Consider the following 20,998-nt stretch of genomic DNA (forward strand, 5'->3'; position numbering starts at 1 on the left):
GGGCGCGCAGCTCCTCACGGACGAGGACGCCGCGGCATCCGACCATTCTACAGTCCCGCCGCCGTTCAGTGCGCGAGGGCGGCCACCTCGGCCGCCGCCCGCGCCACGTCGTCGTTGACGACGTGATGGTCGAACTCGCCCTGCGACGCGAGCTCGACGCGCGCGGTCTTCAGCCGGCGGGCGCGCTCCTCGGCGTCTTCGGTGCCGCGGCCGACGAGGCGCTGCACCAGCTCGTCCCAGCTGGGCGGGAGGAGGAAGACGAGGTTGGCATCCGGGGCGGCGGCGCGGACCTGGCGGGCGCCCTGCAGATCGATCTCGAGGAGCACCGTGCGCCCCTCCCGAAGGGCGGCGTCGATGGGCGCCTTCGGCGTGCCGTAGCGGAAGGCGTTGTGGACGGTCGCGTGCTCCAGCAGCGCCCCGGTGGCGATCAGCCGGTCGAACTCGGCGTCGTCGACGAAGTAGTAGTGCTCGCCGTCGACCTCGCCGGGGCGCGGTGCGCGCGTGGTCGCGGAGACCGACAGGAGGATCTCGGGGTGATGCGCCTTGATGTGCGCTGCCACGGTCCCCTTGCCGACCGCGGTGGGCCCGGCCAGCACGACCAGGCGGCTACGGCCCTCGCGCGGGCGGGGCTCGGGCCAGCGCCCGTCGAGGAAGGCCTCCAGCTCGGCCCGCTGCCGGCTGCCCAGGCCGCCGAGGCGCTTGACGGGCGAGATCTCGAGGTCGGCGAGGATGCGATCGCGTTTGCCCTCGCCGATCGCCGGCAACGCCGTCAGGAATTCGGTGACGCGCATCGCACCGGCGGGCGAGTGCGGATCGGCCAGCGCGCGGCGCAGCAGCTCCTGCGGGCTGATCACCCGCGTCGCCACGTCGCGCTTGAGGGAGGCGCGCTCGCGTCGGGCGGCGACGGCGCGGCGTGACGCGGCGGCGCGGTCGACCTCGGGCGGGCGGCGGGCGTCAGTCATGGCGTGCTTCCTGGAGTTCGCGGTTGTGGGCGTCGATCGCGTCGGCGAGACCGGCGGGTCCGTCGGAGAGGATACTGCGACTGGCGCTGGCGAGCACAGTCGACGCGTTGGCGCCGAACAGGGCGCTCAGCGCGGACAGCCGCGCCCCCTGGGCGCCGAACCCGGGCGCGAGGATCGGTGCCGCCGGCTGGATCGGCACCGGGATCCCGTAGGACGCGGCGTCGACGGTCGCGCCGATCACGAACCCGATGTCGCCCAGCACGCCGTCTCCGGCCCGGTTGAAGGACGAGACCTCGTCGACGACGTCTGCGGCGATCGTCGGGTTCGTGCGCACGGCTCCGTCTTCGTGCACGGCCGACTGCGGCGCGGCGCCCTGGATGAACGCGGCCTCCGGGTTGCTCGTGGCGGCGAGGACGAAGACGCCCTTGCCGCCCTCGCGTGCGAGCTCGAAGGTGGAGCGCAGCGCGCCGACGCCCAGGTACGGGCTGACCGTGACGGCATCCGCCTCCAGCGGGGCGCCGGGCGTCAGCCAGGCCGCGGCGTAGGCGTCCATGGTGGTGCCGATGTCGCCGCGCTTGGCGTCGGCGAGCACGATCAGCCCGGCCGCGCGCGCCGTGGACATGACCTCCTCGAGTGCCGCGTACCCGGCCGAGCCGAAGCGCTCGAAGAAGGCCACCTGGGGCTTCACGACGGCGACCCGGGGCGCGGCGGCCTCGACGACGCGCAGCCCGAACTCCCGCGCACCGGCCGCGTCCACCGGGAGCCCCCACGCGCGGAGCAGGGATTCGTGCGGGTCGATGCCGACGCACAGCCTCCCCCGGGCGCCCAGCGCGGCGTGGAGGCGCTCCCCGAATCCGGTCACACCGCCGCCTTCCGGTCGGCGGCGTACTCCTGCAGGCTCTTCACCGAGAAGCCCTCCCGCAGCACCGGCAGCGCGCTGACGGCGGCGCCGAGCACGGCCATCGTCGTGAACAGGGCCTTGTCGGCAGCCACCGCGGCGGCGCGGATCTCGTAGCCGTCGGCGCGCGCGATGCCGCCCGAGGGCGTGTTCACCACGATGTCGATCTCCCCGGCGTTGATGAGGTCGACGACGTTGCGCTCCCCCGTCTGCTGCGTGGCCGAGTACTTGTTCACGACCTCGACCCGGATGCCGTTGCGGGCGAGGATCTCGGCCGTCCCCTCGGTGGCGGTGAGCCGGAACCCGAGCTCCTGCAGCCGGTGCGCGGGGAGGATGACGGCACGCTTGTCGTCGTCGGCCACCGACAGGAAGACCGTGCCCTCGGTCGGCATCCCGCCGTAGGCGGCTGCCTGGCTCTTGGCGAAGGCGGTCGGGAAGTCGCGGTCGATCCCCATCACCTCGCCCGTGGAGCGCATCTCGGGGCCGAGCACGGAGTCCACGGTGTGACCGTCGGCGGTCCGGAAGCGCTTGAACGGCAGCACGGCCTCCTTGACGGCGACCGGCGCATCCAGCGGCACCCGCGAGCCGTCCTCGACCGGCAGCAGGCCCTCGGCCTTGAGCTCGGCGATGGTGGCGCCGGCCATGATGCGGCTGGCGGCCTTGGCGAGCGGGATCCCCAGCGCCTTGGAGACGAACGGCACGGTGCGCGAGGCGCGCGGATTGGCCTCGATGACGTAGAGGACGCCCGCCGAGACCGCGAACTGCACGTTCAGCAGGCCGCGCACCCCGACGCCCTCGGCGATCGCGAGCGTGGCGGTGCGCACCCGGTCGATCTCGGTGCGGCCGAGCGAGACCGGCGGCAGCGTGCACGACGAGTCGCCGGAGTGGATGCCGGCCTCCTCGAGGTGCTCCATGACACCGCCGACGTACAGCTCGTGGCCGTCGTAGAGCGCATCGACGTCGAGCTCGATCGCGTCGTCGAGGAATCGGTCCACCAGGAGGGGCTTGCCCTCCTCGATGACGACCTCGCCGGCGGTGCGCACGAAGTAGTCGCGCAGGCTGTCGGTGTCGTAGACGATCTCCATGCCGCGGCCGCCCAGCACGAAGCTCGGGCGCACGAGCACGGGGTAGCCGATCTCCTCGGCGATCGCGACGGCACCGGCCTCGTCGACGGCCGTGTCGTGACGCGGCGCGATCAGGCCCGCCCGATCGAGCAGCTGCGAGAACAGCTCGCGCTCCTCGGCGATGTCGATGGCCGCGGGGCTCGTGCCCAGGATCGTGTATCCGGCCTCCTCGATGCCCTTCGCCAGGCCCAGCGGGGTCTGGCCGCCGAGCTGGCAGACGACGCCGTGGATCGTCCCCGACTGCGCCTCGGCGTGCAGGACCTCGAGGACGTCCTCGAGCGTCAGCGGCTCGAAGTACAGGCGGTCGCTCGTGTCGTAGTCGGTGGACACCGTCTCGGGGTTGCAGTTGACCATGATCGTCTCGAAGCCGGCCGCCGACAGGGCGAACGACGCGTGGACGCAGGAGTAGTCGAACTCGACGCCCTGGCCGATGCGGTTGGGGCCGGAGCCGATGATCACGACCTTCCTGCGGTCGGACGGCATCACCTCGGTCTCCGTGTCGTACGAGGAGTAGTGGTACGGCGTCAGGGCGGGGAACTCCCCCGCGCACGTGTCGACGGTCTTGTAGACCGGGCGCACGTCCAGTCCCCAGCGCACGCCGCGCACCTCCTCCTCGGCGAGGCCGCGGAGCTGGCCGATCTGCGCGTCGCTGAAGCCGTGCTCCTTGGCGACGCGCAGCGTCGCGGCGTCGAGCTCCGGCGCCTGCCGGATGTACTCGGCCACCTCGTTGATGAGCACCATCTGGTCGAGGAACCAGGGGTCGATCTTGGTGGCCTCGAAGGCCTGCTCGATGGTCGCGCCCTTGCGCAGCGCCTGCTGCAGGACCACGATCCGGCCGTCGGTGGGGCGCGTGGCGATCTCCAGGAGCTCCTCGACCGAGCGGTCCTCGGGGCCCCAGTGGAAGCTGGAGCCGCGCTTCTCGAGCGAGCGGAGCGCCTTCTGCAGCGCCGTGGCGTAGTTGCGGCCGATCGCCATCGCCTCGCCGACCGACTTCATGGTGGTCGTCAGGGTCGTGTCGGCGTTGGGGAACTTCTCGAAGTTGAACCGCGGCACCTTCACGACGACGTAGTCCAGGGTCGGCTCGAAGCTCGCGGGCGTGGCCTGGGTGATGTCGTTGGGCACCTCGTCGAGGCGATAGCCGATGGCGAGCTTGGCCGCCAGCTTGGCGATCGGGAAGCCGGTCGCCTTGGAGGCCAGCGCCGAGGAGCGGGACACCCGGGGGTTCATCTCGATGACGATGATGCGGCCCGAGGCGGGGTCGACGGCGAACTGGATGTTGCAGCCGCCGGTGTCCACGCCCACGGCGCGGATGATGTCGATCCCGATGTCGCGGAGCTTCTGGTACTCGCGGTCGGTGAGGGTCAGCGCCGGGGCGACGGTGATCGAATCGCCGGTGTGCACGCCGACGGGGTCCACGTTCTCGATCGAGCAGACGACCACCGTGTTGTCGGAGGTGTCGCGCATGAGCTCGAGCTCGTACTCCTTCCAGCCGAGGATGGACTCCTCCAGCAGCACCTCCGTGGTCGGCGAGTCGCGCAGGCCGGCACCGCCGATGCGGCGGAGGTCGGCCTCGTCGTAGGCGAAGCCGGAGCCGAGCCCGCCCATGGTGAACGAGGGGCGCACGACCAGCGGGTAGCCGAGCTCGGCGGCCCCGGCGAGGAGGTCGTCCATGGTGTGGGCGATGACGCTGCGCGCCACGTCGGCGCCGGCGTCGAGCACGAGCTGCTTGAAGATCTGCCGGTCCTCGCCCTTGCGGATGGCGTCGACCTTCGCGCCGATCAGCTCGACGTCGTACTTCTCCAGGATGCCGCGGTCGTGCAGGGCCATCGCGGCGTTGAGCGCGGTCTGGCCGCCGAGGGTGGGCAGGATGGCATCCGGCTTCTCCTTGGCGATGATCGTCTCGATCACCTCGGGGGTGATGGGCTCGATGTAGGTCGCGTCGGCGAAGTCGGGGTCGGTCATGATGGTGGCCGGGTTGGAGTTGACCAGGATGACGCGGACGCCCTCCTCGCGGAGCACGCGGCAGGCCTGCGTTCCCGAGTAGTCGAACTCGCACGCCTGGCCGATGACGATCGGCCCGGAGCCGATGACGAGGACGCTGGTGATGTCGTCGCGCTTGGGCATCAGTTGTTGTCCTTCTGGGTCGACACGACCAGCTCGGCGAAGCGGTCGAAGAGGTAGTTGGCGTCGTGGGGCCCGGCGGCGGCCTCGGGGTGGTACTGCACCGAGAACGCGGGGAGGTCGAGGGCGCGCAGGCCCTCTACGACGTTGTCGTTGAGGCCCACGTGGCTCACCTCGACCCGGCCGTAGCCGTTCGGGCTGTCCACCGTGCCCTCGATGGGCGCGTCGACCGCGAAGCCGTGGTTGTGCGCCGTGATCTCCACCCGCCCGGTCTGCTTGTCCAGCACCGGCTGGTTGATGCCCCGGTGGCCGAACGGCAGCTTGTAGGTGCCGAAGCCCAGGGCCCGCCCGAGCAGCTGGTTGCCGAAGCAGATCCCGAAGAAGGGCAGGCGCTCGTCGAGGACCGCGCGCAGGAGCGACACATGGTCGTCGGAGGCGGCGGGGTCGCCCGGGCCGTTGGAGTAGAACACCGCGACCGGATCGATCGCCCGGATGTCGTCGATCGTCGCGCTCTGCGGCATCACGTGCACGTCGAAGCCGCGCGCGGCGAGGTTCACGACGGTCGCCTGCTTGACGCCGAGGTCGAGCACGGCGAGGTTTCCGAGGTGGGGCACGCCCTCCGCGGCGGGCGTGATCTCGGCCGCGGTCACCGACACCTCCGCCGAGAGGTTCCGCCCGGACATCTCCGGCGCCTCGCGGACGATCCGCAGCTGCTCGTCGGCGTCGATCGCCGCGGCGTCGCCGGAGAAGATCGCTCCGCGCATGCTGCCGGCCGAGCGCAGGACGCGCGTGACGGCGCGGGTGTCGATGCCGCTGATGCCCACGATCCCGTCGCGCTCGAGGGCCTCGTCGAGCGATTCCTCCGAGCGCCAGTTCGACACGACGCGGGAGGGGTCGCGCACGATGTAGCCGGAGACCCAGATGCGGCGCGACTCGACGTCCTCGGCGTTCATGCCGGTGTTGCCGATGTGCGGGGCGGTCTGCAGGACGATCTGCCCGGCGTAGGAGGGGTCGGTGAGGGTCTCCTGGTAGCCGGTCATGCCGGTGGCGAACACCACCTCGCCCAGGGTCGTTCCGCGCGCCCCGTAGGCGCGGCCCGGGTGACGGGAGCCGTCCTCGAAGACGAGCACGGCGGGGTCGAGGGTCGGTGAGAAGGGGCTGGTCATGCGTCGGTTCCCGTCGGGGTGGTCGGAGTCGGTGCGGGGAGGATGCCGGCCACGGCATCGGCCAGGGCGCCGGCGGAGGCGTCCTGCGGGCGGAAGTAGGAGTCCACGGGCGTCGTGGTCTGCCCGGAGTCGGCGTGCCAGGTGAGACGGACCAGTCCGTCCCGCTCCACGACGCGGTCGATGGCGACCGAGGCGCGGTCGACGCCGACGAGGCGAGCGGTGGGGAGGAACAGCCTCGGCTGCCCCGGCAGGTCGAGGACGACACCCGCGGTCGTCACCGTGAGGTCGACGCGCGAGCGGAAGCCCAGGCGGCGGATGGCGAGTCGCTCGAGCGGCTCGTCGTGCCGCGTGGTGGCGACGTAGAAGCCCGAGAAGACGGTGAGGTTCTTCGCGTCCGCCGGGATCTCGCCGATCGGCGCCGAGAGGGCGCTGTCGCGCCGCACCCGGCGGCGCCACGCCCAGACGCCCGAGCCGACGAGCAGCACGGCGACGGCGACGATGACGAGCAGCGCGAGCTCCCGGGTCATGCGGGGACCTCCGCGAGGTCGACGACCGCGCCCTCGGCGACGGTCACCGCGCCCCGGAAGAAGGTCCAGCGGACCGAGCCGGGAAGCTCCCGGCCCACGTAGGGCGAGTTCGTGCTGCGACCGCGCAGGTCCTCCCGCGTGAAGACGGCCGACGGCGCCGGGTCGTAGAGGGTCAGCGACGCCGGCGCACCGATGACGAGGTCGGTGCCGGCCTCGGCGAGGCGTCCGATGCGCGCGGGCGCGGTCGACATGACGCGCGCCACGTCCTCCCACGTGAGCATCCCCGTGTCGACGACGGCCTGCTGCACGACCCGGAGCGCGGACTCCAGCCCGACCATGCCGTTGGCCGCGGCCTGCCACTCGCAGGACTTCGCCTCGGCCGGGTGGGGGGCGTGGTCGGTCGCGACGATGTCGATCGTGCCGTCGGCCAGTCCTTCGCGGACCGCCCGGACGTCCTCGTCGCGCCGCAGCGGCGGATTGACCTTGAAGCGCGGGTCGTAGCCCCGCACCAGCTCCTCGGTGAGCAGCAGGTGGTGCGGGGTCACCTCGGCGGTCACGTCCACGCCGCGCCGCTTGGCCCACCGGATGATGTCCACCGAGCCGGCCGTGGACAGGTGGCACACGTGCAGGCGGGAGCCGACGTGCTCGGCGAGCAGGACGTCGCGCGCGATGATCGACTCCTCGGCCACCGCCGGCCATCCGGCGAGGCCGAGCTCCGCCGACACCGTGCCCTCGTTCATCTGCGCGCCCTCGGTGAGCCGCGGGTCCTGCGCGTGCTGGGCGACGACGCCGTCGAACGCCTTCACGTACTCCAGCGCCCGGCGCATGATGAGCGGATCGAAGACGCAGAAGCCGTCGTCGCTGAAGACGCGCACGCGCGCCCGGGACGACGCCATGGCGCCGAGCTCCGCGAGCCGCTCGCCCTTCTGGCCCACGGTCACGGCGCCGATGGGCTGCACGTGCACGTAGCCGGCCGCTTCGCCGAGCGCCAGCTCCTGCTCGACCACGCCCGCGGTGTCGGCGACCGGCGAGGTGTTGGGCATGGCGAAGACCGTGGTGTAGCCGCCGGCGGCCGCGGCGCGCGATCCGGTGAGGATGGTCTCCGAGGCCTCGTACCCCGGCTCGCGCAGGTGCGTGTGCAGGTCGACGAGCCCCGGCAGGGCCACGAGCCCGTCGGCGTCGACCACCGTCGCGCCGCTGCGGCTCAGTCCCGAGCCGACCTCGTCGATGCGGCCATCGGCGAGGATCAGGTCGGTCGTCTCTCCGCCCGGCAGGCGGGCGCCGCGCACGAGGACCGGCGAGGCCCCCGAATCGTCTCGACGGGTCATCGGGCGTCCTCCTCGGCGGTCGTGTCGGTCCGCTCCCCCGCCAGCAGCAGGTAGAGCGCCGCCATGCGCACCGAGACGCCGTTGGCGACCTGCTCGAGCACGGTCGACCTGGGTGAATCGGCGGCGTCGGCGGAGATCTCCAGCCCGCGGTTCATCGGACCGGGGTGCATCACAATGCTACCTGCCGGCAGGGCCGCCAGACGTTCGGCGTCCAGACCCCACCGCCGCGAATACTCCCGTTCAGTCGGGAAATACGCGGCGGTCATCCGCTCCAGCTGGATGCGGAGCATCATGACCGCGTCGGGGCCGCTCGCCAGAGCCTCGTCGAGGTCGTAGGCGATGCGCACCGGCCAGGCGGACACGTCCTGCGGCACGAGGGTCGGCGGGGCGACGAGGGTGACGCGGGCGCCCAGCGACGTCAGGAGCCAGACATTGGAGCGGGCCACGCGCGAGTGGAGCACGTCGCCGACGATGGTGACGCTCAGTCCCTCGAGGTCGCGTCCCCGGCTGTCGTCGCCGAACGTGCGCTTCCGGATCGTGAAGGCGTCCAGGAGCGCCTGGGTGGGGTGCTCGTGGGTGCCGTCGCCGGCGTTCACGACGCCGGCCGAGATCCAGCCGCTGGTGGCGAGGGTGTGGGGCGCGCCGGAGGCGCCGTGGCGGATGACGACGGCGTCGGCTCCCATCGCCTGGAGGGTCTGCGCCGTGTCCTGCAGCGATTCGCCCTTGGAGACCGAGGAGCCCTTCGCCGAGAAGTTGATGACGTCGGCGGAGAGGCGCTTGGCGGCGGCCTCGAAGGAGATCCGGGTGCGGGTGGAGTCCTCGAAGAACAGGTTGACGACCGTCTTGCCGCGCAGCGTCGGGAGCTTGCGGATCTCGCGGGACTGCGTATCGCGCATGTCCTCGGCGACGTCGAGGATGCGCAGCGCCTCCTCGCGGGACAGGGTCTTCGTGTCGAGCAGATGCCTCATGACTCGATCGTCACCTCCTCGATGCCGTCGACGTCGGCGAGGCGCACGTTGACGCGCTCGTCGCGGGCGCTCGGGAGGTTCTTGCCGACGAAGTCGGGACGGATCGGAAGCTCGCGGTGGCCCCGATCGACGAGGATCGCCAGCCGCACGGCGGCCGGCCGTCCGATGTCGCCCAGCGCGTCCAGCGCCGCGCGGATCGAGCGGCCGGAGAACAGCACGTCGTCGACCAGCACGACCGTGCGTCCGTCCACACCGCCGGGCGGGATCTGCGTCGGGCGCGGGGTGCGGGTGGGGTTGCGGTGCAGGTCGTCGCGGTACATCGTGACGTCCAGCGCGCCCACCGGCACGGCGGCGCCGCTGAACTCGGACACCAGGGCGCCGATGCGCTCGGCGAGCGAGACCCCGCGGGTGGGGATGCCGAGGAGGACCAGACCTTCGGGCCCCTTGTTGGACTCCAGGATCTCGTGGGAGATCCGAGTCAGGGCCCGGGCGATGTCGGCGCCGTGCAGCACGGTTCGCGTGCTCATCCGCCGCTCCCTTCTCCGCCTCACAGGACGGTGTTAAAGGTTGCTGTGGTTCGCTCCACTCTACCCGTCGGCGGGGGTCCGCGGTGCCAGGACGCGTCGCACGCCGGCGCGCGCCAGCATCAGCACGACGATCAGGCCGGTGACGGCGAAGAAGCCGCCGAGACGCACGGCGTCGCCGAAGACCACGTCGACGAGCCACAGGACCAGCAGCTTGCTTCCCGGGAGGATGAGGACGAGCGTCGCGATCGCCGCGACGCGCCGCAGGGGCGCGTCGGCGGAGCGGAGGCTGCGGATGACGCGCGTCTTCAGTGCCAGCACCACCTCGAGGACGGCCTTGAGCAGTACGGCGGTCAGGAGCGTGAGCACGAAGCTCTCGCTCAGCACGCCCGGGAGGAACTGCACCGTCAGGCCCAGGATGACGACGTAGACGAACACGTCGACGAGGTCGAGGGCGGTGGGTCGGCGACGGGACACGGCGGTCACTCGGGTCGGGCGTCCGTCACGCGGCGGGCTGCGTCGCCGCCTCGGTGAGGCCGCCGTCGACGGAGCGCGACGCGCGGATCGGGTGCCCGGGTGTCGTGAGGCACTTGCCCGAGGCGAGGTCCCACTTCCAGTCGTGGAGCGCGCAGGTGAGCACGCCGTCCTCGATCTTGCCGGTCTTCGTGAGGTCGGCGCGCAGGTGCGGGCAGCGTCGCTGCACGGTCCAGTCGCCGATCTCGGCGTCCTCGGTCTGGTCGGACTGCTCCGCGTACCAGTTCTCGACGTACTCGATCCGGTCGCGGGAGAGGCACTTGAGGAACGTCGTGAGGAACTCGTTGAACTTCCCGCTGCGCCCCACCTCGAACTGCATCGACAGGAAGATCGAGTTCGACCAGTCGATCTCGCCGTCGGCGATGTTGGTCGAGACGAGGTCGGCCGGGATCGTGTACCAGTAGATGCACTCCTCGCCCGCGTACTCGCGCACCTTGGCGCGGGGGAAGTCCACCACCATGTCGAGGTCGCCGATGCGGAAGCGCACGTTGCCGCCGACGCCGTTGCGGATGGTCCGGGCGCGCCGCAGCAGGGGCTCCCACCACTCCTTGATGGCCTGCAGCATCTCCTCCGGGGGCAGCACCTCGGAGCGACCGGCCTCCTCGGCGCGGATCTCGTCCTGTCGCGCGTCGCGCTGCTCGGCGAGGTAGGCCCACTTGTCGTCGAAGACGCGGTCGATCTCGTCCTGCGTGTACAGGGTCTGCGTCACGGTGATCTCGCCGTTCACGAGGTCGACCTGCGTGCCGGGGAGGAACTCGTACCCCCTCTGCTCCGGCCGCAGCTGACGCATGTGGGCGAGGAACTGACGCTGGTCGGTGAAGATCGAGTCGTCCTCGGCGCCCCAGCCGTTGAAGCGGAAGAGCTCTTCGCGCAGGAACATGGGAGGCCCCGCCATCGGGAAGACGTGCTCGGCGTCCACCTTCTCGATGTAGTACATCGCGCGCTTGTTCTGCGCGTCGCGCTTGAGCTGGGCGAAGTTCTGCTTGGCGTCCTGCGGCAGGTCGTAGACCATCGGCCACCAGATCGCGCCGGAGACCTGGGTGAAGTACGCCTCGGGCTTGCTGAAGCCCAGCAGGCGTTCGAGGTCGAGCGGGTGGGAGTCGTTCTGGTTCAGGATGCTCGCCGTCCCGTCGTCGACACTCAGCGACGAGTCGCCGATCGGGCCGTCGCTCGGGGCGCGCAGCGGGGTGACCATGAGCTTCAGCGCCCCGAAGTGCAGGGGGACGCCCGCCTGGGTGTATTCGATGTTCTCGAAGCCGAGCGCCCGGATGTCCTTCTCGAGGTCGTCGGTCGGGTACTCGGGCAGCAGCACGCGGATGTCGCGGCGCACGTGCCGTCGCAGCAGCGCCGGGTCGAGGTGGTCGCGGTGGCGGTGCGAGATGTAGAGGAAGTCGGCGGCGCCGAACCTCTCCCAGTCCAGGCCGCGGTTGTCGGGGAACGGGAACCACGAGCCGAAGAAGCTCGGCCCGATGACCGGGTCGCAGAGGATGCTGCCGCCCTCGGTCTCGATGAACATGCCCGCGTGGCCCAGGCCAGTGATCCGCATGACTACCTTTCTGTCGAGCCCGTCGAGTCTACGCGAGCGGTCCCGGATCCTCCCGGCGGCGGGCCGTGACCGCCGCCGGTTCAGGACAGCAGAGCGCGGATGTCGTCGGCCGACAGCGCCGCGGAGAAGGCGTCGCCGTCGTCCAGGACGGCGCGGAAGAGCCGCGCCTTCCGCTGCTGGAGCTCCACGACCTTCTCCTCGATCGTGCCGGCCGCGATGAGGCGGTACACGGTGACGGGTCGCGTCTGCCCGATGCGATGGGTGCGGTCGATCGCCTGCTGCTCGGCGGCGGGGTTCCACCACGGATCGAGGAGGAACACGCAGTCCGCCTCGGTGAGGGTCAGTCCCACGCCTCCGGCCTTGAGGCTGATGAGGAAGACGGGATCGTCGCCCCGGCGGAACGCGTCGATCACCTCGGCCCGGCGCGGGGTGGAGCCGTCGAGCCGGGAGGTGCCGATGCCGTGCGCGCGCAGATCGCGCTCGACGATGTCGAGGTAGGAGGTGAACTGGCTGAAGACGAGCGCGCGGCGACCTTCGGCGGCGAGTTCCGCGAGGCGGTCGCGGAGGGCGTCGAGCTTGCTCGACCCGAGCCCGCCGCCGCCCAGGTCGACCAGCGACGGGGCGAGCGCCAGCATCCGCAGGAGGGTGAGGGACCGGAAGACGATGAAACGGTGGCTGTCGAGGTCGTCGAGCAGCCCCAGGACCTTCCGCCGCTCGCGCTGCAGGACGCGCTCGTAGACCGCGCGGTGTCCGCTGGTCAGCTCCACCCGGACGTCCTGCTCCTGCCGCGGCGGCAGATCGGGAGCGACGAGCGCCTTCGTGCGCCGCAGGAGGTAGGGGCGGATGCGCCGGCGCAGTCGTGCGAGACGACGCTCGCGCGACGCCCCGCCCTCGAGGTTCTCCTCCGCCTTGCCGTCCTCGATGGGCGTCAGGTACTCCTGGCGGAACCGCCGCGCCGAGGGGAAGAGCCCGGGCGAGGTCAGCGCGAGGATCGCCCACAGGTCGGCGAGGCTGTTCTCCAGCGGCGTGCCCGTCACGGCCACGCGGGCGCGCGCTCGCAGCTCGAGGGCGGCCCGGTGCACCCGCGTGCGGGGGTTCTTGACGGCCTGCGCCTCGTCGAGCACCACGAGCGACCAGTCCCGCGCCGCGTAGGCGGCGGCGTCGAGTCGCAGGAGCGCGTAGGAGGTCACGATCACGTCGGCGTCGACGGCGTCCAGGCGCACCCCGGTCGCCTCCACCGTCTGGACGCGGAGGCCGGGGGCGTGGCGGGCGGCTTCGTCGCGCCACGCCGGGACGACCGACGTGGGCGCGACGACGAGTGCCGGCCGATCGTCGGACCGCGTTCGGGCGTGCAGGATCAGGGCCAGCACCTGGAGCGTCTTGCCGAGCCCCATGTCGTCGGCGAGGACTCCGCCCAGGCCCGCCTCCCACAGCGCCGCGAGCCAGCGGAAGCCGTCGAGCTGGTACGGCCGCAGCGCGGTCGCGAGCCCGCCGGGTGGAGGCGGGGCGGAGGTCGCCGGCGGCTGATCGCGCAGCCGGGCGATCGCCGCGCGCCAGGCGACCGCGGGCTCCGCGACATCGGCGAGGTCTTCGAACTCCTCCCAGAGGTCCACGTGGTAGCGGCTGACGCGCGGACCGGCCTCCCACTCGACGAGATCGCGGGACTCGTCGATCAGCTCCCGCAGGCGGTCCAGCGCCGGGTGCGCGAGCGAGAAGTAGGCGCCGTCCGAGAGCAGCATCCGCTTCCGCCGCTGGGCGAGCGCGGTGAACAGCGGGGCGAAGGGGATGCGGCGTCCGTCGATGTCGACGAGGATGCCGAGCTCGAACCAGTCGGCGTCGGTCGTCTCGACGGTCGACACGGTGATGCGCGGGTCGCCGGTGAGCTCGCGGTACTGCCGGGCGATCCCGCGCGCCTCCACGCGCACGTCGTCGAGGGCCTGCACGGCCGGCAGCACACGCGTGGCGAACTCGGCGGCGTCGATCCCGCGTAGCTGCCCCGCGGGCGAGAAGGGCAGGTCGGCGGCGGACTCCCACGCCCGCACCAGGGCGCCCCGGCGGTCGGCGCGCGCCGCAGCCGCCTCCCCCGTCGGGCCGGGGGCCGTCAGCGGCTCGCGTCCGCCGCCCGGCAGCTGCCAGTCGAAGGCGTAGTCGAGCACATCGCGGGGTCGCTGGTCGATCGTCAGCACCAGCACCGTGGGCTGCGGCGGAGGCAGTCGCACGCCTCGGCCGGCGGTCACCCGTGTCTCGCGGGACAGCAGCGGGAACCCGTGGCGCAGGAACTCGTCGACGTCCTCGCCCGGCACCGCCGTGGGCCCACCCGCCGCCAGGAGGGCGCGCGTGCCCGCGCCGAGAGCGGCCGGAGCCGCCCGGATGTGGAGGGTGTCGCCCTCCCGTTCCACCGTGTAGACGCCGACGGTCCCGATCGGACGCGCCAGCGGCGCGGCGCGGCCGTCGATGCGCGCCTCGGCGTGCACGCGCAGCCCGGCCCCGTCGGCGTCGATGCGCACCGTCACGTCGGACTGGCCGCCCACGCTCAGACGCTGATCGGCCCGCGTGGCCACGAGGGGGATGCCGAGGTCGGCGGCGGCGCGCAGGTGCGGCCAGAGGAGGTCGGAATCCACGCCGTCGAGGGTGAGCCAGTCCGAGTCGCCGTAGCCTCCGAACACCCGCACGTCGTGGGCGATGCCGTAGAGCGTCGTGAACCACCGGCGTCGCGCGGGATCGGTGCGCCACGCACCCCGCCGCAGCGTCTCCCACGTGAGGTCGCCGCGAACCCACTCCGCCCGCGCTCCGCCGCGGACCAGCGGCCTCACCGCCAGCCGCAGCTCACCGCCCGGCGACTCCACGCTGCGCGGCGTCGCCGGCTCCACGCGCCGCGGGCCCCAGTGGGCCTCGTCGCCCTCGCGCCGACGCAGCTGCACCCCGAGGGCGACCTCGTCCCACTGCTCGGGGGGCACGTCCATCCCGCCGGGCAGGACGGCGCGCCACGAGCGGGCGCGCGAGGTCGTCATGGACTCGATCCTCGCAGCGGGCTGCGACGTCGCCCGGTCAGCTCGCCCGGGCGATGCGCGCCAGCACGCCGTGCACGAACGCGCCCGAGTCGTCGGTCGAGAGCTCCTTGGCGAGCTCCACCGCCTCGTCGATGGCGACGGCGGTGGGCACCTCGGCGTTGAAGAGGATCTCCCACACGCCGATGCGCAGCACGGCGCGATCGACCGCGGGCATGCGCTCGAGCTTCCAGTCCCGCGCGTGGGTGATGATCTGCTCGTCGATCTCGTCGCGGTTGTCGATCACGCCGTCGACGATCTCGCGCGCGTACAGCCATGAGGCCTCGCGCGCCGGCTCGCTCGCCGCGCGCTTGGCCTCGGCGGCGAGGGTCGTGGCGAGGTCGTCGCCGCGCACATCGCTCTGGTAGAGGATGTCGAGGGCGCGCTTGCGCGCCTTGCTCCGGGCGCTCACCTCAGCTGACGCGGCCGAGGTAGTCACCCGTGCGGGTGTCGACCTTGACCTTCGTGCCGGTCTCGACGAACAGCGGGACCTGGATCTCGTACCCGGTCTCGACCGTGGCGGCCTTCGTGCCGGCCGAGGAGCGGTCGCCCTGGAGGCCGGGCTCGGTGTAGGTGATCTCGAGCACGACCGAGGCGGGAAGCTCCACGTAGAGCGGGTTGCCGTTGTTGAGGGCGATCTGGACCTGCTGGTTCTCGAGCAGGAAGTTCGCGGCGTCGCCGACCGTGGCGGCGCCGACCGTGATCTGGTCGTAGTCGGCGACGTCCATGAAGACGAACCCCTCGCCGTCGTTGTAGAGGTACGTGAAGTCGCGGCGGTCGACGTTCTCGATGTCGATCTTGGCGCCGGCGTTGTAGGTGCGGTCGACGACCTTGCCCGAGACCACGTTCTTCAGCTTCGTACGCACGAACGCGCCGCCCTTGCCCGGCTTGACGTGCTGGAACTCGATGACGTTCCAGAGCTGGCCGTCGATGCTGAGGACGACGCCGTTCTTGATGTCTGCGGTCGATGCCATGAGGAAGAGGATCCGTTCGTGTGGGAGTTCGGGGCCGCGGCGCGAAGAGGACCCCAGAGGGATCCGGCGCGGGCCGACAGTCGATTCTACGGGATCGCGTCGTCAGCCGTCGGCGAGGCCGGTCACGACGTCCAGGAGCAGCCGCACGGCGCGCGCGTATCCGGCCACGCCCTCGCCGATCACGTGGACGACGGCGACGTCGCGCACGAAGGAGTGGTGTCGGAACTCCTCCCGGGCGTAGACGTCGGAGATGTGCACCTCGGCGACCGGGAGCGCGACGCCTGCCAGCGCGTCGCGCAGCACCACCGAGGTGTGCGTGAGACCGCCCGGATTGATCACGATGGCCGCGCAGTCCGTGCGTGCGGCGTGGATCGCGTCGATGAGGACGCCCTCGTGGTTGCTCTGCACCGCGCGCACCTCGTAGCCGCGCTCCTGAGCAGTCCGCGCGACGAGCGCCTCGACGTCGGCCAGCGACTCGCGGCCGTAGATCTCGGGCTCGCGCGTGCCGAGGAGGTTCAGGTTCGGGCCGTTGACCAGCAGCAGGCGACGAGGTGTGGACACGTCAGCACCCTACCGGTCGACCGCGTGCCGAGGACGGCGCAGGCGGTGGCAGACTGGCAGCCGTGCCGGGACTTCACCACGTCGAGATCTGGATCGCGGATGCCGATGCCGCCCGCCGCGACTGGGGGTGGCTGCTGGGGCGGCTCGGATTCGCCGAGACGGCGCGTTGGTCCGAGGGGTCGTCCTGGCAGGCCGACGGGGCGTACCTGACGTTCACGACGTCGCCGAACCTGTCGGCCGCGGCCCACGACCGGCGTCGACCGGGAGTGAACCACCTCGCCTTCCGCGGCGGTTCCCGCGAGGACGTCGACGCCCTCCTGGCCGACGCGCCCGCGCACGGCTGGTCGCCGCTCTACCACGACCGCTATCCGCACGCCGGTGGCCCGGATCACTACGCGGGCTGGATCGAGAACGCCGCGGGTTTCAAGGCCGAGATCGTCGCCGACTGACCGTCAGCGACCGTCCGGCGCCCCGGCCGGCGGGATGGGCCGGCTCATCTCGATCTCCGGACCGATGCTGCTCGTGAACGCGACGCCGGTGGGTGCGAATCCCGCTTTCCGGTAGGCGCCCTGCGCACGGGCGTTGTCGGCGTGCACGTCGAGGGTGAGGGCGTCCGCGCCCCGCGCCGCGGCCCAGGCGGCGGCAGCGTCCAGCAGCGCGCCGAGCACGCCCGTCCCCCGGTGCGACGGCGACACGTACACTCCGACCACATCGGCGCGGGGAGCGAGCACGACGCGGTCCAGGTGATCCCGGGCGCCCGTCTCCCGCATCAGCACGGTCGCCGTCCCGACCCAGCGGGCGCCGGTGTCGGCGACGAACTGCGCGGCGTCCTCCCCCAGGGCCGCACCGGCGGTGCGCTGGCGCCAGAACGACTCGTCGCGGGCGAGCTCCTCCGCCGATGTGGTGAGGAACGCGATTCCCGCCGCGGGGTCGGCCACCGCCTCCAGGCGCAGGTCGCGCACGGCAGCCCATTCGTGGAGCCGCACCCGGCGCGCCGTGGGCGGCGGGGTCACCGCCGCGGCCCCGTCACTGGCCGACCTCCTGGTAGGCGGCGAACAGCAGCGACTCGTCGGGGGCCTGCAGGACCGTCGGCTTGCCGATGTCGTCGAGCACGATGAAGCGCAGCATCGAGCCGCGCGTCTTCTTGTCGCGCTGCATCGTGGCCAGGAGCTGGTTCCACGCGCCGACACGGTAGCTCGTCGGAAGGCCCAGCAGCTCGAGGATGTCGCGGTGTCGCTGCGCCGCCGCATCGGAGAGCCGGCCCGCCAGGCGCGAGAGCTCGGCGGCGAACAGCATGCCCACCGAGATCGCGGCGCCGTGGCGCCAGCGGTAGCGTTCGGCGTGCTCGATGGCGTGGCCCAGGGTGTGGCCGTAGTTGAGCACCTCCCGCAGCCCCGCCTCGCGCAGGTCCTCCCCCACCACGCGGGCCTTCATGTCGATGGCCAGCTCGATGCAGCGGCGGAACGCGTCGCTGTGCGGATCGACGACGGCCACGGGGTCGGCTTCGATGAGGTCGAGGATCTCGGGGTACCAGATGAAGCCGGCCTTGACGACCTCGGCGAACCCGGCCACCCGCTCGTTCTCGGAGAGCGAGTCGAGGAGGTCCAGGTCGCAGATCACGGCCCGCGGCGGCCAGAACGCTCCCACCAGGTTCTTGCCCTCGGCGGTGTTGATACCGGTCTTCCCGCCGACTGCGGCATCCACCATGCCCAGCACCGTCGTCGGCACCTGGACGAGCGCGACGCCGCGCAGCCAGGTCGCGGCGACGAAGCCCGCGAGGTCGGTCACCGCTCCCCCGCCGAAGCCCACGACGGCGTCGGTGCGGGTGAAGTCCGCCTGACCCATCACCTGCCAGCAGAACGCGGCCACCTCGACGCGCTTGCCCTGCTCGGCGTCGGGGATCTCGGCGAGGAGCACCTGACGGTCGGCACCGTGCGAGCGGCTCAGCGTCTCGCGCAGGTCGGCGGCCTGGGCGGCCAGCGTCGGCGGGTGCACGATGAGCACCTTGCGGGCCGACTCGGGCAGGGCGTCGCCGATGAGGGGAAGGATGCCGCGCCCGACGATGACGTCGTACGGCTGCTCGCCCGCGACGGTGATGACGGTGTTCTCGGTCACGACTGCTCTCCTGTGTCGGGCTGCGGGGGTCTGTCCGCCCCTGCGGATCTGTCGGGCGCCGTGGAGCGCGCCCAGTGCACGATGGCGTCGACGACCTCCTGCAGCGGACCGGCCGACGTGTCGAAGACGACGTCCGCGAGACGCTCGTACACCGCGCGTCGCGATTCGAAGACCGCGGTCCAGCGGGCGACCGCGTCGGCGCCCTGCAGGAGCGGACGCCGGGTCCCGCGGATGCGCGACTCGATGGTCTGCGGCCCGACCGTGAGCAGCACGACGCGGTGTCCCGCGAGATCCCGCTGGGTGTCGGCGTCGAGGATCGCCCCGCCGCCGAGGGCCACGACTCCGCCGCGGTCCAGCGAGGCGCGGACGGCCTCGCGCTCGAGGGCGCGGAAGTGGGCCTCGCCGTGATCGCGGAAGAGGTCCTCGATGGGACCGTGCGCGCGCACGACGGCGGCGTCGCTGTCGGAGAAGGGCTGGCCGAGGGCGCGCGCGACGCGCTTGCCGATGCTCGTCTTCCCGGCCCCCATGGGACCGATGAGGACGATCGCGGGGCTCGTCATCCGTGTGCGGCGTCGCTGATCGGCGACGTCGCGAGGTTCGCCGGGATCGCGGCGAGGTACCCCTCGAGGTTGCGGCGGGTCTCCGCGACGCTGTCGCCGCCGAACTTCTCGAGGACGACCTCGGCGAGCGTCAGGGCGACCATCGCCTCGGCGACGACGCCGGCAGCCGGGACGGCGCAGACGTCGGAGCGCTGATGGTGCGCGGTGGCGGCCTCGCCGGTGGACACGTCGATCGTGCGCAGCGCATGAGGGACCGTCGCGATCGGCTTCATGCCGGCACGCACCCGCAGGACCGTCCCCGTCGACATCCCGCCCTCGGTGCCGCCGGCCTTGTCGGTGGCGCGGGCGATGCCGCTGTCGCTGGCGAACAGCTCGTCGTGCGCGGCGGAGCCGCGGCGGCGCGTGGTCTCGAAGCCGTCTCCGACCTCCACGCCCTTGATGGCCTGGATGCTCATGAGCGCCTGCGCCAGCTTGGCGTCCAGTCGGCGGTCCCACTGCACGTGGGAGCCGAGCCCCGGCGGCAGGCCGTAGGCGAGCACCTCCACGATCCCCCCGAGCGTGTCGCCGTCCTTGCGGGCGGCGTCGACTTCGGCGACCATCGCGGCGCTCGTGTCGGCGTCGAAGCACCGGAGCGGGTCGGCGTCCAGCGCATCGACGTCGTCGGGCGTCGGGAGCGCCGCCGCGTCGGGAACGCGCACCGGGCCGATGGAGAGGGTGTGGCTGACGAGGCGGATGCCGAGCTCGCTCAGGAAGGCGCGGGCGACCGCTCCGAGCGCCACGCGGGCGGCGGTCTCACGGGCGCTCGCCCGCTCGAGGATCGGGCGGGCTTCGTCGAAGCCGTACTTCTGCATCCCGACGAGGTCGGCGTGCCCCGGGCGGGGACGGGTGAGGGCGGCCGAGCGGCCGCGGGACTTCTCGGTGAGCTCGACCGGCTCGGGGCTCATGACCTCGATCCACTTCGGCCACTCGGTGTTGCCGATGCGCAGGGCGATGGGGCTCCCGAGGCTCAGGCCGTGTCGCACGCCGGCCGAGATCGTGAGCTCGTCCTCCTCGAACTTCATCCGCGAACCGCGGCCGTAGCCGAGCTTCCGGCGCGCGAGATCCGCCTGGATGGCGGCGCGCGAGACGGGGACGCCGGCGGGCAGTCCCTCCATGAGGGCGACGAGTTCGGGGCCGTGCGATTCGCCGGCCGTGAGCACGCGGAGCATTCGACTATCCTCCCACGAGCGCGCGCCGCATGACGGCCACGACGGCCTGCTCGTCCGGCAGCGGCTCGGTCACGTCCGCGGTCGCGAAGATGCGGATCTGCAGCACCGCCTGATGCAGCAGCATGCCCTCGCCGCTCACCGCGCGCAGCCCCGCGTCCTGCCAGGCCGACGCCAGCACCGTGGGCCAGTGCCCGTAGACCACGTCGAAGAGGACGCCCCCGGCTGCCGCGAGGCTCTCGGCGACGTCCGACCCGACCGGTGCGTCGCCGGGAAGGGTCGCGAGGGTGAGCGGATGCGGCCGATGGAAGCGGGCGGTGAGCGGAGCCGCGTCCACCGCCACCCCGAGCCGGTCGCCGAGCGCCTGCAGCCCGGCGATCGCGTCGGGCCGGCGGGCGACGACGTCGACGAGGCCGACGCCCCACTCCGCGAGCGCGACCAGGGCCGACGTCGCCGTCGCGCCGGCGCCGACGATGCGGGCCGACGCGGGTCGCTCGATCCCGGCCTCCTCCAGTGCGCGGACGATGCCGCCGACGTCGGTGTTGAACGCGCGACGCCGGCCCTCGGTCAGCAGCAGGGTGTTGCCCGCGCCGGTCAGCTCGGTGCGGGTGTCGCGCTCGTCGGCGACCGCATGCACGGCGGTCTTGAGCGGCATCGTGCACGACAGGCCCCGGACGTCCGGCCCGAGGCTCGACAGCTCACGCGCGAAGTCGGCCTCCGCGACGCGTCTGCGGCCGTAGGTCCAGTCCTCCCAGCCGAGTTCGGCGTAGGCGGCGGTGTGCAGCGCCGGCGAGAGGCTGTGGTCGATGGGGTCGCCCCACACCTCGAGTGCGGGCAT

20 protein-coding genes are annotated in these 20,998 nt (G+C 72.3%); 1 reads left to right on the top strand and 19 read right to left on the bottom strand.

The window, feature by feature from the left end; translation table 11 throughout:
* Positions 1–65: 65 nt before the first annotated feature.
* The 14 genes from gmk to ACPWUT_RS06570 all read right to left on the bottom strand — a co-directional run bounded on the left by gmk (position 66) and on the right by ACPWUT_RS06570 (position 16,280).
* Complete coding sequence (gene gmk / locus ACPWUT_RS06505; protein WP_284527130.1) at positions 66–962, bottom strand: guanylate kinase; 897 nt, start codon at positions 960–962, stop codon at positions 66–68.
* Positions 955–1,824 (bottom strand): orotidine-5'-phosphate decarboxylase, encoded by an 870-nt coding sequence (gene pyrF / locus ACPWUT_RS06510; protein ID WP_284527132.1) that lies wholly within the window; start codon positions 1,822–1,824, stop codon positions 955–957. The genes gmk and pyrF overlap by 8 nt, the downstream gene beginning before the upstream one ends.
* Positions 1,821–5,108 (bottom strand): carbamoyl-phosphate synthase large subunit, encoded by a 3,288-nt coding sequence (carB, locus tag ACPWUT_RS06515; protein ID WP_425841823.1) that lies wholly within the window; start codon positions 5,106–5,108, stop codon positions 1,821–1,823. The genes pyrF and carB overlap by 4 nt, the downstream gene beginning before the upstream one ends.
* Complete coding sequence (gene carA / locus ACPWUT_RS06520; protein WP_425841826.1) at positions 5,108–6,271, bottom strand: glutamine-hydrolyzing carbamoyl-phosphate synthase small subunit; 1,164 nt, start codon at positions 6,269–6,271, stop codon at positions 5,108–5,110. Before carA ends, carB begins: the two co-directional genes overlap by 1 nt.
* Positions 6,268–6,798 carry a hypothetical protein gene (locus tag ACPWUT_RS06525; RefSeq protein ID WP_425841829.1) on the bottom strand — a complete coding sequence of 177 codons (531 nt, stop codon included), beginning with the start codon at positions 6,796–6,798 and terminating at the stop codon, positions 6,268–6,270. The genes carA and ACPWUT_RS06525 overlap by 4 nt, the downstream gene beginning before the upstream one ends.
* The gene (locus tag ACPWUT_RS06530; protein WP_425841832.1) at positions 6,795–8,126 is read right to left on the bottom strand and encodes a dihydroorotase; all 1,332 of its coding nucleotides are present in this window, start codon (positions 8,124–8,126) and stop codon (positions 6,795–6,797) included. The genes ACPWUT_RS06525 and ACPWUT_RS06530 overlap by 4 nt, the downstream gene beginning before the upstream one ends.
* Positions 8,123–9,094: an aspartate carbamoyltransferase catalytic subunit gene (locus ACPWUT_RS06535; protein WP_284527138.1), complete on the bottom strand. Its 972-nt coding sequence runs from the start codon at positions 9,092–9,094 to the stop codon at positions 8,123–8,125. The genes ACPWUT_RS06530 and ACPWUT_RS06535 overlap by 4 nt, the downstream gene beginning before the upstream one ends.
* A complete protein-coding gene (pyrR, locus tag ACPWUT_RS06540; RefSeq protein ID WP_425841836.1) occupies positions 9,091–9,621 on the bottom strand; it encodes a bifunctional pyr operon transcriptional regulator/uracil phosphoribosyltransferase PyrR in 531 nt (176 codons plus the stop codon). The genes ACPWUT_RS06535 and pyrR overlap by 4 nt, the downstream gene beginning before the upstream one ends.
* A gap of 60 nt (positions 9,622–9,681) precedes the next feature.
* The gene (locus ACPWUT_RS06545; protein ID WP_425841839.1) at positions 9,682–10,095 is read right to left on the bottom strand and encodes a hypothetical protein; all 414 of its coding nucleotides are present in this window, start codon (positions 10,093–10,095) and stop codon (positions 9,682–9,684) included.
* Positions 10,096–10,120: 25 nt separating this feature from the next.
* Positions 10,121–11,698, bottom strand: coding sequence for a Rieske 2Fe-2S domain-containing protein (locus ACPWUT_RS06550; protein ID WP_425841840.1), 1,578 nt, complete (start codon positions 11,696–11,698; stop codon positions 10,121–10,123).
* Between the two features lie 80 nt (positions 11,699–11,778).
* Entirely contained in the window at positions 11,779–14,709 is a 2,931-nt protein-coding gene (locus ACPWUT_RS06555; RefSeq protein ID WP_425841843.1) for a DEAD/DEAH box helicase, read from the bottom strand.
* Positions 14,710–14,746: 37 nt separating this feature from the next.
* Complete coding sequence (gene nusB / locus ACPWUT_RS06560; RefSeq protein WP_284527147.1) at positions 14,747–15,157, bottom strand: transcription antitermination factor NusB; 411 nt, start codon at positions 15,155–15,157, stop codon at positions 14,747–14,749.
* Position 15,158: 1 nt separating this feature from the next.
* Positions 15,159–15,719 carry an elongation factor P gene (efp, locus tag ACPWUT_RS06565; protein WP_284527148.1) on the bottom strand — a complete coding sequence of 187 codons (561 nt, stop codon included), beginning with the start codon at positions 15,717–15,719 and terminating at the stop codon, positions 15,159–15,161.
* A gap of 102 nt (positions 15,720–15,821) precedes the next feature.
* Positions 15,822–16,280, bottom strand: coding sequence for a type II 3-dehydroquinate dehydratase (locus ACPWUT_RS06570; protein WP_425841848.1), 459 nt, complete (start codon positions 16,278–16,280; stop codon positions 15,822–15,824).
* A gap of 62 nt (positions 16,281–16,342) precedes the next feature.
* On the opposite strand from ACPWUT_RS06570, the gene ACPWUT_RS06575 reads away from it, so the two are divergent.
* Complete coding sequence (locus ACPWUT_RS06575; protein WP_425841851.1) at positions 16,343–16,729, top strand: VOC family protein; 387 nt, start codon at positions 16,343–16,345, stop codon at positions 16,727–16,729.
* A 3-nt stretch (positions 16,730–16,732) separates the two neighbouring features.
* Here the strand turns inward: ACPWUT_RS06575 and ACPWUT_RS06580 are convergent, their stop codons facing one another.
* The 5 genes from ACPWUT_RS06580 to ACPWUT_RS06600 are packed head-to-tail and all read right to left on the bottom strand — an operon-like array spanning position 16,733 to position 20,998.
* Positions 16,733–17,293 (bottom strand): GNAT family N-acetyltransferase, encoded by a 561-nt coding sequence (locus ACPWUT_RS06580; protein WP_284527153.1) that lies wholly within the window; start codon positions 17,291–17,293, stop codon positions 16,733–16,735.
* Between the two features lie 13 nt (positions 17,294–17,306).
* Positions 17,307–18,395 carry a 3-dehydroquinate synthase gene (gene aroB, locus ACPWUT_RS06585; RefSeq protein ID WP_425841854.1) on the bottom strand — a complete coding sequence of 363 codons (1,089 nt, stop codon included), beginning with the start codon at positions 18,393–18,395 and terminating at the stop codon, positions 17,307–17,309.
* A complete protein-coding gene (locus tag ACPWUT_RS06590; protein WP_284527156.1) occupies positions 18,392–18,955 on the bottom strand; it encodes a shikimate kinase in 564 nt (187 codons plus the stop codon). The genes aroB and ACPWUT_RS06590 overlap by 4 nt, the downstream gene beginning before the upstream one ends.
* On the bottom strand, positions 18,952–20,163 hold the full coding sequence (gene aroC, locus ACPWUT_RS06595) for a chorismate synthase (protein WP_284527159.1): 1,212 nt from the start codon (positions 20,161–20,163) through the stop codon (positions 18,952–18,954). Before aroC ends, ACPWUT_RS06590 begins: the two co-directional genes overlap by 4 nt.
* A gap of 4 nt (positions 20,164–20,167) precedes the next feature.
* Positions 20,168–20,998: a shikimate dehydrogenase family protein gene (locus ACPWUT_RS06600; RefSeq protein WP_425841859.1), complete on the bottom strand. Its 831-nt coding sequence runs from the start codon at positions 20,996–20,998 to the stop codon at positions 20,168–20,170.

Source organism: Microbacterium sp. PA5, assembly GCF_049860775.1.
Taxonomy (GTDB): Bacteria; Actinomycetota; Actinomycetes; order Actinomycetales; family Microbacteriaceae; genus Microbacterium.